This window comes from Pseudomonas sp. LBUM1674 (assembly GCF_059695635.1).
The window spans coordinates 1,336,214-1,352,018 of the sequence record NZ_CP166779.1; the positions used below are offsets into that span (position 1 = coordinate 1,336,214).

General features: G+C 59.2%; 15 protein-coding genes. 9 read left to right on the top strand and 6 right to left on the bottom strand.

All coding sequences use genetic code 11. The features are described 5' to 3' along the window. Positions 1–66: 66 nt before the first annotated feature. From ACA067_RS06175 to flgA, 4 genes are all read right to left on the bottom strand, one after another. Positions 67–813 carry a flagellar brake protein gene (locus ACA067_RS06175; RefSeq protein ID WP_497461012.1) on the bottom strand — a complete coding sequence of 249 codons (747 nt, stop codon included), beginning with the start codon at positions 811–813 and terminating at the stop codon, positions 67–69. A 92-nt stretch (positions 814–905) separates the two neighbouring features. Further along, positions 906–1,373: a flagella synthesis protein FlgN gene (locus ACA067_RS06180; RefSeq protein ID WP_497461013.1), complete on the bottom strand. Its 468-nt coding sequence runs from the start codon at positions 1,371–1,373 to the stop codon at positions 906–908. 48 nt (positions 1,374–1,421) lie between these two features. Further along, positions 1,422–1,748, bottom strand: coding sequence for a flagellar biosynthesis anti-sigma factor FlgM (gene flgM / locus ACA067_RS06185; RefSeq protein WP_497461014.1), 327 nt, complete (start codon positions 1,746–1,748; stop codon positions 1,422–1,424). A 181-nt stretch (positions 1,749–1,929) separates the two neighbouring features. Further along, positions 1,930–2,691, bottom strand: a complete 762-nt coding sequence (flgA, locus tag ACA067_RS06190; RefSeq protein ID WP_497461015.1) for a flagellar basal body P-ring formation chaperone FlgA — start codon at positions 2,689–2,691, stop codon at positions 1,930–1,932. 81 nt (positions 2,692–2,772) lie between these two features. Here flgA and ACA067_RS06195 point away from each other — a divergent pair, with 81 nt between their 5' ends. From ACA067_RS06195 to flgE, 6 genes are all read left to right on the top strand, one after another. Beyond that, positions 2,773–3,705: a chemotaxis protein CheV gene (locus ACA067_RS06195; RefSeq protein WP_497461016.1), complete on the top strand. Its 933-nt coding sequence runs from the start codon at positions 2,773–2,775 to the stop codon at positions 3,703–3,705. A 46-nt stretch (positions 3,706–3,751) separates the two neighbouring features. Next, on the top strand, positions 3,752–4,579 hold the full coding sequence (cheR, locus tag ACA067_RS06200) for a protein-glutamate O-methyltransferase CheR (RefSeq protein WP_497461017.1): 828 nt from the start codon (positions 3,752–3,754) through the stop codon (positions 4,577–4,579). A gap of 346 nt (positions 4,580–4,925) precedes the next feature. Beyond that, a complete protein-coding gene (gene flgB, locus ACA067_RS06205; protein ID WP_497461018.1) occupies positions 4,926–5,333 on the top strand; it encodes a flagellar basal body rod protein FlgB in 408 nt (135 codons plus the stop codon). A gap of 3 nt (positions 5,334–5,336) precedes the next feature. Beyond that, complete coding sequence (gene flgC, locus ACA067_RS06210; RefSeq protein ID WP_497455635.1) at positions 5,337–5,780, top strand: flagellar basal body rod protein FlgC; 444 nt, start codon at positions 5,337–5,339, stop codon at positions 5,778–5,780. Positions 5,781–5,795: 15 nt separating this feature from the next. Next, complete coding sequence (flgD, locus tag ACA067_RS06215; RefSeq protein WP_497461019.1) at positions 5,796–6,518, top strand: flagellar hook assembly protein FlgD; 723 nt, start codon at positions 5,796–5,798, stop codon at positions 6,516–6,518. Between the two features lie 31 nt (positions 6,519–6,549). Next, a complete protein-coding gene (gene flgE / locus ACA067_RS06220; protein ID WP_497461020.1) occupies positions 6,550–7,953 on the top strand; it encodes a flagellar hook protein FlgE in 1,404 nt (467 codons plus the stop codon). 196 nt (positions 7,954–8,149) lie between these two features. Here the strand turns inward: flgE and ACA067_RS06225 are convergent, their stop codons facing one another. Further along, the gene (locus ACA067_RS06225) at positions 8,150–11,044 is read right to left on the bottom strand and encodes a ribonucleoside-diphosphate reductase subunit alpha (protein ID WP_497461021.1); all 2,895 of its coding nucleotides are present in this window, start codon (positions 11,042–11,044) and stop codon (positions 8,150–8,152) included. A 738-nt stretch (positions 11,045–11,782) separates the two neighbouring features. Between ACA067_RS06225 and ACA067_RS06230 the strand changes: the two genes are divergently transcribed. Together ACA067_RS06230 and ACA067_RS06235 are read left to right on the top strand one after the other, a co-directional pair. Next, positions 11,783–12,496: a response regulator gene (locus ACA067_RS06230; RefSeq protein ID WP_497461022.1), complete on the top strand. Its 714-nt coding sequence runs from the start codon at positions 11,783–11,785 to the stop codon at positions 12,494–12,496. Then, positions 12,493–14,103 carry an ATP-binding protein gene (locus tag ACA067_RS06235; RefSeq protein WP_497461023.1) on the top strand — a complete coding sequence of 537 codons (1,611 nt, stop codon included), beginning with the start codon at positions 12,493–12,495 and terminating at the stop codon, positions 14,101–14,103. The genes ACA067_RS06230 and ACA067_RS06235 overlap by 4 nt, the downstream gene beginning before the upstream one ends. Positions 14,104–14,247: 144 nt before the next feature. Here ACA067_RS06235 and ACA067_RS06240 read toward each other — a convergent pair whose 3' ends face one another. Beyond that, the gene (locus ACA067_RS06240) at positions 14,248–14,973 is read right to left on the bottom strand and encodes a 4'-phosphopantetheinyl transferase family protein (RefSeq protein WP_497461024.1); all 726 of its coding nucleotides are present in this window, start codon (positions 14,971–14,973) and stop codon (positions 14,248–14,250) included. Between the two features lie 189 nt (positions 14,974–15,162). Here ACA067_RS06240 and ACA067_RS06245 point away from each other — a divergent pair, with 189 nt between their 5' ends. Further along, the gene (locus tag ACA067_RS06245) at positions 15,163–15,765 is read left to right on the top strand and encodes a hypothetical protein (RefSeq protein WP_497461025.1); all 603 of its coding nucleotides are present in this window, start codon (positions 15,163–15,165) and stop codon (positions 15,763–15,765) included. Positions 15,766–15,805 lie beyond the last annotated feature (40 nt).

Sequence of the window (15,805 nt, forward strand, 5' to 3'; positions counted from 1 at the left end):
GATATCCGAGGATAAAAAACGGGCAGTCACCGCAAGGGGCTGCCCGTTTTTTATTGGAGCGTTGTCTCAGAAATCGTCTTTGTCGAAGCGCCGCGCTTCGCGCTGAAGCTGATAGACGAACCGCTCGACCTGTCGCTGTACCAATCCGCTCATGTTGTGAAAGCGTACGCCGGCGAAAGTGGTGGAGATTTTTTCTTCGAAGTGCAGGTACCGCAGCTCGACCGGTGCCGTCATTTTGCCAAAGGGCAGGGCGGCGGCGAAGCGGTCGTAAACCTGGCCCAGCTGCAGCCTGCTGCTAATGTCGCCTTCGAAGCGCAACTTGCAACCGGTGGCGGAAATGTCCAGCAATTTGCCGCTGATCGGCGCCTTGAACTTTTCGCCGTCCAGATCGATGTTGACCAATTGTGCCAGCTTCAACGCTGCGCGAAAGGCATTGCGGCGCTGGTGATAAACCACTTGATCGGGCAGGGGGCCGCGGTAGCAGCGAGTATCGACGGACTCGTCGATGGTCAGTGGGCCGTTGCTGTCCCAGGCAATGCGCACGCCGTCGTGGAAGCCTTCGACCTTGAACGGTTCGCCAGCCAGCAAAAAGCGCTCGCCATCGCGGGGAATCATTTCATCCAGAGCGATCGTCTTACGTTTACGGTCGATGTCCACCAGATAGCTCTGGAAGCGCTGGCTGCGCTCGTGGAACGTGATGATCAGCGGATCATGACTTTCTTGCAGCTGGCGCAGGTTGCCGGAGATCTCCAGAGGCGTGGTAAGCACCTTGGGTGGCTGCGGAGCATCTTCCGCATATAAGGCATTGGACACGGTTCATCAATCTCCGGACAAAATATGACTGCGGCTGGCCAGTATTTTGCCAGCATGTTTCGCGTCTAGATAGGGCGTACTCATCAGCAGGCTCAGGCCTGACTGAGCGGGCGCGGCTTCACAAGCGTGGAGAATGATCCGCTGGCGTTGTAGAGCGCTGGCGGCTCGCCGCCGGTGAGAATTTTCAGCTGGGTGGCCGTGGCGGCCTGCTGTCTCACAATCGACTGGCCATTGATGAGGTTGGCGGCCTGGCATTGGGCCAGAAGGTCGGTCAGCACATCGCTTTGTGCCAGCAACTGTTCACCCACGCTCGATTGGCTGGCCAGTTGCTCAAGGCCCTGGCGATTGGTGGGCAGGTTGAGACTGGCGAGGATTTCACTGCGCTTGCGGCCATGCTGTTCGAGCAGAACGATCAATGCCTGTTTCTGCGCCAGAATCTCTTCGAGCAGCGGCATGTCGCGACCGTGCAAGGCGATGGATTCGGTTTGCAGTAGCTGCAGCAAGTGTTGTGCGGGAGCAAAGTCGTCGGTGATCAATTGCAGCAGATGAGTGTCGTGCATGGCTGGCCTTGGGTTTTAAGCGTCCAAAAGCCTGGCGCGGGCCGTGGCCTAGCGCTGGGCTTCGAAGTTGAGCAGTTTGCTGGCGACACGGTTGCTGTCGACTTTGTAGCTGCCATCGGCAATCGCTGCTTTCAACTCGGCCACCCGGGCTTTGTCGACGGCAGGCTGATCGCGCAACGTGTCAGTGACCTTCTGCAACTGTTGAGCCTCATTGCTGATGTGTACCGATTCCCCGCTTTTGACGGTACTGGCCTGTTCGGCCGGGGTGCTCTGCGGCGCGGATTTGCCGGCGTCGGCGGTTTCCCTGGCAGCGCCGGTACGGGTACTGCCCGTCGGTGGCGAGGAGCTGTTCAATCGGTTGAAATCGATGACCATGATAAAAACCCTCTGGGTATTTGGACGCTTGCCATGTTTTCGGCCATACCCGGGAAAACTTTAGGCTCATCTCTCAATGAGCTTGCGCGCGTCAGCGCTTGCCCTGCATGGAGCACAGTTTAGGGAACAGTCGGATGGTGCGCCACCTGTTCACCCACACAGAGCCCACCCAAAGGGAATCCTACATGGCCACTTCCACCTGGCCAGGCGCGATGACTTGCGCCTTGATGACCCGTTGGGAGTTGAGGTTTTTCACTCGAATCTGTTCACGCATACCGCCGTTGGACAGTGCTTCACCCGGCATGCGCACGGTGAGCGTACCACTGCGGGCAATAATCACCACCTGGTCGCCCTTGCTGATGACTTCAGCCTGTTCCAGATGCACCAGGGTAATGACCTGGTCAGCGACCATGGGGCGGGTCAGTTTCTGCCCGATCGCCTGGTCGAGCGAGGTCAGGTAACCCTGGTTGATCAGACTGATGTCACGCTCACGCAAGGTCACGTCCTCGGGCTCGACAATACCCGCGCGGCGCAGGGGGCGGGTGGTGGTCACGATGTCGCGAAACAGGCGTACTTGAGCGGGCACGAAGACTGTCCAGGGGGAGGCGCCCTCGCAGCGAACCTTGACCGTGACCCGACCCAGCGGCTTGGCCGGGCTCTCCAGGGTGGCTGTCAATTCCTTGTCGCACATTGGCATGCGCAGTCGCGGGTCAAGCGGATTGACCTGGATCTCGTAACGGCCTTCCGTTTGGCTGCTCGCCAGATAGTCTTCCACGGTGAATTCAAGAAAGCCCTGAGTGACGCCGATAAGCATGTCAGGCAAGGTAACCGTGTCAGCAATGGCAGGGCTGCCGGCGTTGAACAGGCACACGGCCGCCAGCACGCGGCACCATTGGCGGCAGTTGGAGGTCAGGCGTCGGAAAAATGTCGGGTCTGGGTTCATAAGGGTTAAAAAGCAAGCGCCGTGCCGTTTAGTGATGAAGGTGCGTCGCAACACACTTGGCGTTGGTGTAGGAGTCTGGGCATGGCTGGTGTAATGGATTCGGTAAACCAGCGCACGCAACTGGTTGGGCAGAATCGCCTTGAGCTGTTGTTGTTCCGTCTCGACGGCCAGCAGCTGTATGGGATCAACGTATTCAAGGTTCGGGAGGTGCTGCAATGCCCCAAGCTGACCCTGATGCCCAAGTCCAATCCTGTGGTGTGCGGTGTGGCGAGTATTCGTGGGGCGACTATTCCGATTCTCGATCTGGCGATGGCGACCGGTTCCGGTCGGTTGCGTGATCAAAGCAATCCCTTCGTGATCATCACGGAGTACAACACCAAGACCCAGGGTTTCCTGGTGCGCTCGGTGGAACGCATTGTCAACATGAACTGGGAGGAGATCCATCCGCCGCCCAAGGGCACGGGACGCGATCATTACCTGACGGCGGTGACCCGGGTCGACAATCAGCTGGTCGAAATCATCGACGTCGAGAAGGTGCTGGCGGAAGTGGCGCCGACACCGGAAGCGATTTCCGTCGGCGTGGTGGATGTCGACACCCGGCACAAGGCGTTGTCCTTGCGCGTGTTGACGGTCGACGACTCGTCGGTGGCGCGCAAGCAGGTCTCGCGTTGCCTGCAAACGGTCGGTGTCGAAGTGGTGGCGTTGAACGACGGCCGGCAAGCGCTGGATTACCTGCGCAAGTTGGTCGAGGAGGGCAAGAAGCCGGATGAAGAGTTCCTGATGATGATTTCCGACATCGAGATGCCGGAAATGGACGGGTACACCCTGACGGCCGAGATCCGCAACGACCCGCGCATGCAAAAGCTGCATATCATCCTGCATACTTCGTTGTCGGGTGTATTCAACGAGGCGATGGTCAAGAAAGTCGGTGCCGATGACTTCCTTGCAAAATTCCGCCCCGATGACCTGGCATCCCGGGTAGTCGACCGGATCAAAGCAGCAGACATCAGCTAGGGGCCTTCTGCCCCTGGCAGTCAACACGATTTAAGAGGCGGTATCTTTGTCTACGGGTAATTTGGATTTCGAACAGTTCCGGGTCTTCCTGGAAAAAGCCTGTGGCATTTTGCTCGGTGAAAACAAGCAGTACCTGGTCGCGAGCCGTCTCAACAAACTGATGGAACAGCAGGGCATCAAGTCCCTGGGTGAGCTGGTCCAGCGCATCCAGACCCAGCCGCGCAGCGGTTTGCGCGAGAGGGTGGTGGATGCCATGACCACCAATGAAACCCTGTGGTTTCGTGACACCTATCCGTTTGAAGTGTTGAAGAACAAGGCGTTGCCCGAAGCGATCAAGGCCGCCCCTGGCCAGCGTCTGCGGATCTGGTCGGCGGCGTGCTCGTCGGGCCAGGAGCCGTATTCGCTGTCGATGTCGATCGATGAGTTCGAGCGGGTCAACATGGGCCAGTTGAAGATGGGGGTGCAGATCGTTGCCACCGACCTGTCCGGCACCATGCTGGCCAACTGCAAGAGCGGCGAGTACGACAGCCTGGCCATCGGCCGCGGCCTGTCACCCGAGCGCCTGCAGCGTTATTTCGACCCCAAGGGGCCGGGGCGCTGGGCCATCAAGGCACCGATCAAGAGCCGGGTGGAGTTCCGCTCGTTCAACCTGCTGGACAGCTACGCGGCGCTCGGCAAGTTCGACATCGTGTTCTGCCGCAACGTGCTGATCTACTTCTCCGCCGAGGTGAAGAAAGACATCCTGTTGCGTATTCATGGCACGTTAAAGCGCGGCGGTTATCTGTTCCTCGGCGCTTCCGAGGCGCTGAACGGTTTGCCGGATCATTACCAGATGGTTCAGTGCAGTCCGGGGATTATTTACCAGGCGAAGTGATGCAAAGCGCCAGGCATAAAAACGGGAGTCCTTAAGGACTCCCTTTTTTTATGCCTGGCGCTTTTGCATCACGTAGGAGCTGCCGCAGGCTGCGATCTTTTGATCTTGTTTTTTAAGATCAAGGTCAAAAGATCGCAGCCTGCGGCAGCTCCTACAGGGGGAGGTGTGCAATCCAGGAAAGCGGCAGAAAAGCGGCAGACAGCGGAACCCGGTTGCCGCTTTTCTGGCATCGCCGGCTTGCCCCTGCCCGCAAAGCCCCGGTTTACGGGCTTTTTTGGGTTGGCACGACGCTTGCTTTTGCAAAAGTCATCCTACGAAAAATCAGGTCACCCGAAGGTTTCCCGACATGAGCATCAGCTTCGATAAAGCGCTCGGTATCCACGAACAAGCCCTGGGCTTTCGCGCCAAGCGCGCCGAAGTCCTGGCCAACAACATCGCCAACGCCGACACCCCGAACTACAAGGCTCGGGACCTGGATTTCTCGGCAGTGCTCGCCGAGCAGAGCGAGAAGACCAAGGGCGGTCATTTCGCCTTGAATATGACCAACAACCGCCATATCGAAGCCGAAGGCCTGGGTAATGGCGATGAGTCGCTGCTGTATCGCACGCCGATGCAAGCGTCGATCGACCAGAACACCGTGGACGCTCAGCTTGAGCAATCGGCCTACGCTGAAAACTCGGTCAACTTCCAGGCCAGCTTCACCCTGCTCAACAGCAAATTCAAAGGGTTGATCTCAGCCCTTCGTGGAGAATGATTCATGTCCCTCGCCAGCGTTTTCAACATTGCCGGTAGCGGCATGAGTGCCCAGACCACTCGCTTGAACACCGTCGCCAGTAACATCGCCAACGCCGAGACCGTCTCGTCGAGCATCGACCAGACGTACCGCGCGCGTCACCCGGTGTTCGCCACCATGTTCCAGGGCGCCCAGAGTGGCGGCAGCGATTCGCTGTTCCAGAACCAGGACGCCGCCGGCCAGGGTGTGCAAGTGCTGGGCGTGGTCGAAGACCAGAGCGATCTGGACGCACGGTACGAGCCGAACCATCCAGCGGCTGACGCCAAGGGCTACGTCTATTACCCCAACGTCAATGTGGTGGAAGAAATGGCCGACATGATTTCCGCGAGCCGTTCGTTCCAGACCAACGCCGAAATGATGAACACCGCCAAGACCATGATGCAGAAGGTCCTGACCCTGGGTCAGTGATAAGGGACGACTCAGATGAGTGTGATTGATACCACCAGTGGCTTGAACCTCAACGACATCCTGGCCAACTCCTCGATCAAGACCAATACCAGTACCGACGGCCTGGCGTCGGCAACGGACAGCGCCACCGGCAAAAAAGCCCTGGGCAAGGATGCATTCCTGCAGTTGCTGGTCACCCAGCTGAAAAACCAGAACCCCCTGGAGCCGCAGGACAACGGCGAGTTCGTCGCCCAATTGGCGCAGTTCAGCAGCCTGGAGGGGATTACCACGCTTAACGACACGGTGACGGGCATTGCCGGCAACTACAACTCGTCTCAGGCATTGCAGGCTTCGTCACTGGTGGGGCGTTCGGTCATCGCGCCGGGCGACAAAGCCGTGGTCGACACGTCGAAGAGTATGACCGGCACGGTGGTGATCCCGGATTCAGTGGCCGGTGCCACCTTGAAAATCACCGACAAGGACGGCAAGGCCGTTCGCACCATCGACCTGGGCAGTCAGTCGGCCGGCAATGCCAGCTTCATCTGGGACGGCAAGGACGATGCAGGCAAAACGGTTGAGTCGGGTACTTACACCTTCGCCGCTGCGACCACCATCGATGATCAAGCCGTGGCGCTGATCACCTATCTGCCGGCGACCGTCAACAGCGTGACCATCAGCCAGACCGGCGGTGAGTTGATGCTCAACCTGGCCGGGCTGGGCAGCATTGCCCTGTCCAAAGTACAAACCATTGGTATGTAGAGCCGACTAACACGGCATAAAGGAGTGGAGTATGTCTTTCAATATCGGCCTTAGCGGTCTCTATGCAGCCAACAAACAACTGGACGTGACCGGCAACAACATCGCCAACGTCGCGACCACCGGTTTCAAATCGTCCCGTGCCGAATTCCAGGACGTTTACTCGGCAAGCAAGCTGGGCACCGGTAGCAAGGCCGTTGGTAGCGGGGTGCGCCTGGCTAACGTTGCCCAGCAGTTCACCCAGGGCGACATCAACAACACCGGTAACGTGCTGGACATGGGCATCAACGGCTCCGGCTTCTTCGTACTGAATAACAGCGGTTCGCTGTCCTACACCCGTGCCGGTACGTTCAAGGTCGACAAGGAAGGTTACGTCACCAACACCGACGGCTCTTCGCGTCTGCAGGGCTACGGTGTGGATGCCAATGGCAAGATTCAGAGCGGTGTGTTGACCGACCTGCGCATCGACACGTCCAACCTGGCACCGAAGTCCACCAGCACCGTTTCGTCGACGATCAACCTGAACTCCACGGCGGACGTGATCGATCAGTCGATTGCCGCCAACAAGTTCGATCCGTCCAAGCAGGCCACCTTCACCAAGCAGTTCAGCACCCCGGTTTTCGACAGCCAGGGTAACCAGCACGTCATGGATCAATACATGGTCAAGACGGGCCCTAATACCTGGGACACCTACACCCTGATCGATGGCCGCAACCCGGATGGCACCGACCCTGCTGCCGTTGCTATTCCTGAAACCCCTGCTACCCCTACTACTCCAGTCATCCCTGGTACCCCCGCCACCCCTGCGATCCCTTCGACCATGACGTTCGATTCGAGCGGCAAGCTGACTCAGGTGAGCACTCCGGCACCGGTCACCATTCCGCCAACTGTCCCGACTCCCGCGCCGACCATCAGCAGCGATCTGAAGATCATGAACTGGACTCCGGGCACTGTGACCGCCGGCGTCTGGAAGGCCAACGGCGCCGCGGCCAACCCGGAGGGCTTGACCATCTCCATGGGCAACACCACCCAGTTCAACGCCGATACCGCGCGTTCGATTCCTGCGCAGGACGGTTACGCCACCGGCCAGATCACCAGCCTGACCATCGACGGTAGCGGGGTGTTGCTGGCCAACTTCAGCAACTACCAAACCAAGGCTATCGGTCAGATCTCGCTCGCCAGCTTCACCAACGAACAAGGTTTGCAGCCTATTGGTGGCTCCAGCTGGAAAGAATCCTATGCGTCGGGCATTCCCGGCTTTGATTCGCCGCAAAGCGGTACCCTGGGGATGATCGAATCCAACGCCCTGGAAGAGTCCAACGTCAACCTGACCAACGAACTGGTCGACTTGATCAAGGGTCAGAGCAACTACCAGGCGAATGCCAAGACCATCTCCACCCAGAGCACCATCATGCAGACCATCATTCAGATGGCGTGATGTTGGTGGGCTGATTGCTTTACAAGGAGCCCCTCGCAAGAGGGGCTTTTTTTATCACCGGGATTTTTGTCAGGAACAATTTTTGACGATGGGGGCGGCCCGGATACCGTTTCCTTGAGGCAAAAGAAAACCCCCGAGAAGCCAGAGGCTCATCGGGGGTTTCAGGTAAATGCCTTTCGGCGTCTACCGGCTCAGCTTATTGACAAGCTTCGCAATCCGGCTCGTCGATGGCGCAAGCCTTTGGCACTGGAGCAGGGCCGGCAGGCGCTGCCAGGACCGAATCTTCACCGTGGTTGCCGCCGCTGGAAACAGCGTTCAGCTTGCCGGTGTTGATGGTCGACTTCTCGGTGCTGGTTGCGGCCAGGGCACGGAGGTAGTAGGTGGTTTTCAGGCCACGGTACCAGGCCATGCGGTAGGTCACGTCCAGCTTCTTGCCCGATGCGCCAGCGATGTACAGGTTCAGCGACTGAGCCTGGTCGATCCACTTCTGACGACGGCTGGCCGCGTCAACGATCCACTTGGTGTCCACTTCGAAGGCAGTCGCGTAGAGCGCTTTGAGTTCTTGCGGGATGCGCTCGATCTGCTGCACCGAACCGTCGTAGTACTTCAGGTCGTTGATCATGACCGAGTCCCACAGACCGCGAGCCTTCAGGTCGCGAACCAGGTACGGGTTGATCACGGTGAATTCGCCCGACAGGTTCGATTTCACATACAGGTTCTGGTAGGTCGGTTCGATCGACTGCGAGACGCCAGTGATGTTGGCGATGGTCGCGGTCGGTGCGATGGCCATGATGTTGGAGTTGCGAATGCCTTTCTGAACGCGGGCACGAACTGGCGCCCAGTCCAGGGATTCATTCAGGTCGACATCGATGTACTGCTGGCCACGTTGTTCGATCAGGATTTGTTGCGAATCCAGCGGCAGGATGCCTTTGGACCACAGCGAACCCTGGAACGTCTCGTAGGCGCCGCGCTCGTCGGCCAAGTCGCAGGACGCCTGGATCGCGTAGTAGCTGACCGCTTCCATCGACTTGTCGGCGAACTCGACGGCAGCATCGGAACCGTAAGGAATGTGCTGCAGGTACAAAGCGTCCTGGAAGCCCATGATGCCCAGACCGACCGGACGGTGCTTGAAGTTGGAGTTCTTCGCTTGCGGCACCGAGTAGTAGTTGATGTCGATCACGTTATCGAGCATGCGCACGGCGGTGTTCACGGTGCGTTCCAGCTTGGCGGTGTCCAGCTTGCCGTTGACGATGTGGTTCGGCAGGTTGATCGAGCCCAGGTTGCAAACGGCGATTTCGTCCTTGTTGGTGTTCAAGGTGATCTCGGTGCACAGGTTCGAGCTGTGAACCACGCCGACGTGCTGCTGCGGGCTGCGCAGGTTGCACGGGTCTTTGAAAGTCAGCCATGGGTGGCCGGTTTCAAACAGCATGGACAGCATTTTGCGCCACAGGTCTTTGGCCTGGATGGTCTTGAACAGCTTGACCTTGCCCGGGTACTCGGTCAGGGCTTCGTAGTACTCGTAACGCTCTTCGAAGGCCTTGCCAGTCAGGTCGTGCAGGTCTGGAACTTCGGACGGCGAGAACAGGGTCCACTTGCCGTCATCGAAGACGCGCTTCATGAACAGGTCAGGGATCCAGTTGGCGGTGTTCATGTCGTGGGTACGACGACGATCATCACCGGTGTTCTTGCGCAGTTCGATGAACTCTTCGATGTCCATGTGCCAGGTTTCCAGGTAGGCACAGACAGCGCCTTTGCGCTTGCCACCCTGGTTAACGGCAACGGCGGTGTCGTTCACCACTTTCAGGAACGGCACAACGCCCTGGGATTTGCCGTTGGTGCCCTTGATGTACGAGCCCAATGCACGAACCGGCGTCCAGTCGTTGCCCAGGCCACCGGCGAATTTCGACAGCATGGCGTTGTCATGGATCGCGTGGTAGATGCCCGACAGGTCATCCGGCACGGTGGTCAGGTAGCAGCTCGACAGCTGTGGACGCAGGGTGCCGGCGTTGAACAGGGTCGGGGTCGAGGACATGTAGTCGAAGGACGACAACAGGTTGTAGAACTCGATCGCACGGTCTTCTTTGTTCTTCTCTTCGATCGCCAGGCCCATGGCCACGCGCATGAAGAAGATTTGCGGCAGTTCGAAACGGATACCGTCCTTGTGGATGAAGTAACGGTCGTACAGGGTTTGCAGGCCCAGGTACGTGAACTGCTGATCGCGCTCGTGGTTGATCGCCTTGCCGAGTTTTTCCAGGTCGAAGGTGGCCAGGACCGGGTTCAGCAATTCGAATTGGATACCCTTGGCGATGTACGCAGGCAGGGCCTTGGCGTACAGGTCGACCATTTCGTGGTGGGTCGCGCTTTCGGCCACTTCCAGGAAGTTCAGGCCTTCGGCACGCAGGGTGTCCATCAGCAGGCGAGCGGTCACGAACGAGTAGTTCGGTTCGCGTTCAACCAGCGTACGGGCGGTCATCACCAGGGCGGTGTTGACGTCGGTCAGGGCCACGCCGTCGTACAGGTTCTTCAGGGTTTCGCGCTGGATCAGGTCGCCGTCGACTTCTGCAAGGCCTTCGCACGCTTCGGTGACGATGGTGTTCAGGCGGCCCATGTCCAGCGGTGCAAACGTGCCATCGGCGCGGGTGATGCGGATCGACGGGTGAGCGTCGACCGCGGCCTCGGCCGGTGCGTGGGCGGCGCGTTCTTTCGAGCGGCCGTCACGGTAGATCACGTAGTCGCGAGCCACTTTCTGCTCGCCGGCACGCATCAGGGCCAGTTCGACCTGGTCCTGGATTTCTTCGATGTGGATGGTGCCGCCCGATGGCATGCGACGCTTGAAGGTCGCGGTGACCTGTTCGGTCAGGCGGGCAACGGTGTCGTGGATTCGCGACGAAGCGGCAGCGGTGCCGCCCTCAACTGCGAGGAACGCTTTGGTGATGGCGACGGTAATCTTGTCATCGGTATAAGGAACGACAGTGCCGTTACGCTTGATCACGCGCAGTTGACCCGGCGCGGTCGCGGACAGATCCGAAGTCGAATCAGCGGCCTGCGGCAAGGTACCCTGCGGGTTCTCGCGAGTTGTGTCGGTTTGCATGGGGGGTTGTCTCCACATTCTCTATGTTTGTTTGGGCACCATCACGGTGCTCACCGTTCCGTCCTGAAGCACTACAACCGGCCAGTGGCCGGGCATACCAACGTCGGGACAGATCAGGAAGGGGCTACAGGGCGCCGCTTCCATGCCGAAGTATTTTGGTCCCAGGCCTTGAGCCTGAAACCGGGATCCTTTTGAGTGACAGTAACTGACTGCAACACCCGTACCGTTGTCGCCGTTTTCGGCTCAAGAACAGTAGCCATCCGCACGCGCGGTTTGGTCTTTCGAAAATACGTTTGGTTCAACCGGACAGAGGCAATAAAAGCGCTTGAAATCGGTGTCTGGTTTGTGTTTGGTTTTTGATGCAAAACCCTACATGTAGGGTTTTTTTCGCGCCGGAGTACAAGATAATGCGTTTTGGGGGGTGTTGCAACGTACTACCTGTGGATAAACCTGTGCGTAAATTGTGGGTGAAAGTTGGAACGTGCGTGTAGGCCGCGACTCTACTGGAGCGGACCATTTTTCACGGATTTTCAATGTTCGAAAACGGTCCGTTGGATTTTTAAGGGCGCGAACCCTACCACAAAAAACCGGCTCGGCCGAACGCATTTACCAGCTTGTGTTCTCGGCGAGTGGCGTTTATACAATCGGCCACTGCATACGCATTCTTATCCCCCTGGTCATTACAAAAAGACGGGCGGATCCTTTCTTATTTCGTGTTGTTGGCAAGCAGAGGTCACCGTGGAGCAAGAAGCCTGGCAGGTATTGATTGTGGAGGACGATCAGCGTCTGGCCGAATTGACCCGCGAATACCTGGAAGCCAACGGTCTGCGTGTGTCGATCGAGGGCAATGGCGCCTTGGCCGCGGCCCGCATCATCGATGAGCAGCCGGACCTGGTGATCCTCGACCTGATGCTGCCGGGTGAGGATGGCCTGAGCATCTGCCGCAAGGTCCGCGAGCGTTTTGATGGCCCGATCCTGATGCTCACTGCTCGTAGCGACGACACCGATCAAATCCTGGGCCTGGACCTGGGTGCCGACGATTATGTCTGTAAGCCGGTTCGCCCTCGGTTGCTGCTGGCGCGCATCCAGGCCTTGCTGCGGCGCAGTGAAGTACCCGAAGCCACCCCGGAAAAGCTTCGGCGCCTGCAATTCGGTCCGCTGGTGGTGGACAACGCGTTGCGCGAAGCCTGGCTCAATGACAACGGCATCGAGCTGACCAGCGCCGAGTTTGACCTGCTCTGGCTGCTGGTGGCCAATGCCGGGCGCATTCTGTCCCGGGAAGAAATATTCACCGCGTTGCGTGGCATCGGCTATGACGGCCAGGATCGCTCCATCGACGTGCGCATCTCGCGTATTCGCCCCAAGATTGGCGACGACCCGGAGCATCCGCGGCTGATCAAGACCATCCGCAGCAAAGGCTATTTGTTCGTCCCAGAGGCCTGCACCCTGTGAATTCGATCTTCCTGCGCATCTATGGTGGCATGTGCGCGGCGTTGATTCTGGTGGCGGTCCTTGGCGTACTGGCCTTGCACATGCTCAACCAGGTGCGCAGCGAGCAATACCGTGAACGCCTGGCCCACGGCACGTTTGCACTGATGGCCGACAATCTGCAACCGATGAACGCGACGGAACGCCACCGAACCCTGTTGGTGTGGGAGCGACTGCTCGGGATTCCCCTGGCGTTGAAGACCTTCGACCAGACCGACCTCGACCTCACGCAACGCACCCGCGTGCTGCGTGGTCAGGCGCTGGTGGAGCAGACCGGCCCGCACGCGGCAAAGGTTTACCGCTTGGTCAGTGACAAGGAGCAGTTGGTACTGACGGGCGAGGTGCAGCAGATCAGCGAGCAATTGGCGCGTGCGACTATTTACCTGCTGGCGGATGAACTGGTGCGCGTCCCGGTGGCCGAGCAGCCCGGGCGTCTGGCGCAATTAAAGGAAGAGAAGGGCTTCGGCTTTGATCTGCAGCTGGTCACGGTCGACCAGGCCGACATGGACGAAGACCAGAGCCGCCGGGTGGCCGAAGGCGATACGGTGATGGCCCTGGGCAAGGGCGGCGATTCGATCCGCGTGTTTGCCGGCATGGTTGGCACGCCCTGGGTATTGGAGATCGGCCCGCTGTATCAGATGAATCCTTATCCGCCGGAGTGGCTGGTGCTGATTGCGGCCCTCGGTTTGAGCCTGATCGGCTTGATCGTCTATTTATTGGTGCGTCAGCTGGAGCGTCGCTTGCGTGGCCTGGAAGCCGCGGCCACGCGCATCGCCAAGGGCAGCCTGGAAACCCGGGTACCGGCACGCGGTGCGGACTCGGTAGGGCGCCTGGCCTCGGCGTTCAACGGCATGGCCGAGCACTTGCAGCAGTTGTTGGCGATTCAGCGGGAACTGGTACGCGCGGTGTCCCATGAGTTGCGCACACCGGTGGCACGCCTGCGTTTTGGCCTGGAGATGATCGGCTCGGCCACCACCGCGCAAGCGTTGGAGAAGTATCGCGAGGGCATGGACCATGACATTGAGGATCTTGATCGGCTGGTGGACGAAATGTTGACTTATGCGCGGTTGGAGCAGGGCTCGCCGGCGTTGAATTTCCAGCGCATCGATCTGGATGCCTTGGTCAATCAGGTGATCGAGGAACTGGCACCGCTGCGGGCGGAAGTTACGGTGCAACGCGGCCTGTGCCTGTCGGCCGCCGATTGCGACGACGCCTGGGTCGAGGCCGAGCCACGCTACCTGCACCGGGCGTTGCAGAATCTGGTGAGCAACGCCATGCGCCACGCTCAATCGCGGGTAACTGTCAGCTATCAAGTGGGTCAGCAGCGCTGTCGGGTGGACATCGAGGATGACGGGCCGGGCGTGCCGGAATCTTCGTGGGAGAAAATCTTCACCCCGTTCCTGCGCCTTGATGACAGCCGCACCCGTGCTTCGGGCGGGCATGGGTTGGGGTTGTCCATCGTGCGACGGATCATCCATTGGCATGGTGGCCGGGCGTTGATCAGCAAGAGCAAGAGTTTGGGCGGGGCTTGTTTCAGTTTGAGTTGGCCGCGGAATCAGGAGCAGCGTTGAGATCTTTGTTGCGTTTGAGGGCCTCTTCGCGAGCAAGCTCGCTCCCACAGTTGATCTCTGCTGTTCAGCAGATAGGTGTTTACAGGAGATCCAATGTGGGAGCGAGCTTGCTCGCGATGAGGCCCTCCAAAACACCGAAAATGTTCAGGCCTTGATGCTGACCAGACTCAACAACTGCCCATCCTTCACCGCAAACTGCGCATCCATCTCAGTGCCGCTACGCCATTCACTGGACAGATCCGTCAGCAACCGCAGCCGCACTTCACCACCCTCGCTCCACTCCAGCACTTCAGCATGTTCAAAATAGAACCGCTGCAGAACAATCGGGTACAGCGCCTTGAACAAACTTTCCTTCACCGAAAACGTCAGCGTCACCAGCTGCGCCAGCTGATCCCGACGGCCTGTGCTCATACGCTGTAACTCCGGCGCGGTCAGGATTTCCCCGGCCAGGCGTTCGGCCCGGTCAGGGGCGAGCAGGTTTTCCAGGTCCATGCCCAGCCCGCGCCAGTGGCTTTTCTTCGCGACAATCGCCGCCGCCCGGCCGGTACTGTGGGTGATCGAGCCGGCGATATGTGACGGCCACACCGGTGCCCGGTCTTCACCGATAGCCGGGATAACGTTCAGTCCTTCCAGTGCTTGCAATGCCGCCCGAGCGCAGACCCGTCCGGCGAGAAACTCCGCCTGGCGCTTGGCGACCGAGCGCTGGATGCTGGCCGGCGGCTCGATGGCACTGCGTTGAAAATCATCGCTGGCCAATTGTGCGGTATCGAAGTGAGTGCCCAACAGGACCGTATCGGGCAGCACGAAGGGTAGCGGCCAATCGGCATCGAGTGGGGTGCAGCAGACGGGTAGGGCGGGAGCGGGATTCATGTCGGGCATTTTGCCGGGTTGCCCGGGTGCTGGGTAGTGCTGTCGTAAAACTGCGGTGCGGCCATTCGCGGTTCAGCTGGATGGATCTGGTTCAGTTCAGGTTAAGCGCGTGTTCAGGGGGCGTTCAGGGCGGGGTCAGTAATCTTGCCCCATAGCCAAACAACACGTCACTCACGAGGAGTTTCACCCATGACTGGATTCAAAAAACTGCTTCTGGCAATCACCGTACTGGGCGCGAGCACGGCAGCGTTCGCCTCCGACGACAATTTCGCCGGCCTTACTTATGGACAGACCAGCGACAAGGTCAAAAAGTCCCGCGCCTTGAGCGATAACCTCGACCGCCCGAACGCCAACGGTGTGATCGACAAGGATAATACCTGGGGCGTGCGCCTGGGTCGGCAAAACAGCCAGGGCCGCTACTACGCCACTTACGACAATGTGTCGGGGTCGCACAATGGCATTAAACTGCGTCAGGAAAACCTGCTGGGCAGCTACGATCTGTTCTACCCGGGGGGTGGCAGCACCAAGCTGTTCGGTGGCGTCTCGGCGGGGTTGACCAAAGTGAGTCAGGAATCGACAGGCTTCAGCCGCGACACCAACGTCGGTTACACCTATGGTGCGCAGGCGGGCGTTTTGCAACAGGTTTCGCGAAACACGTCGGTTGAACTGGGTTACCGTTACCTGCGCAGCAATCCCGGCACCGAGATGCGCGACCACAGCGGCAGCAAACAGGGTTCGCTGAGCATGAACAGCAGTTCCCAGGCGTACATCTCCGCTAATTACGCTTTCTAAAAAGCGTTCGCGGCAAGCCGGCACCGGATCAACCCAGGAG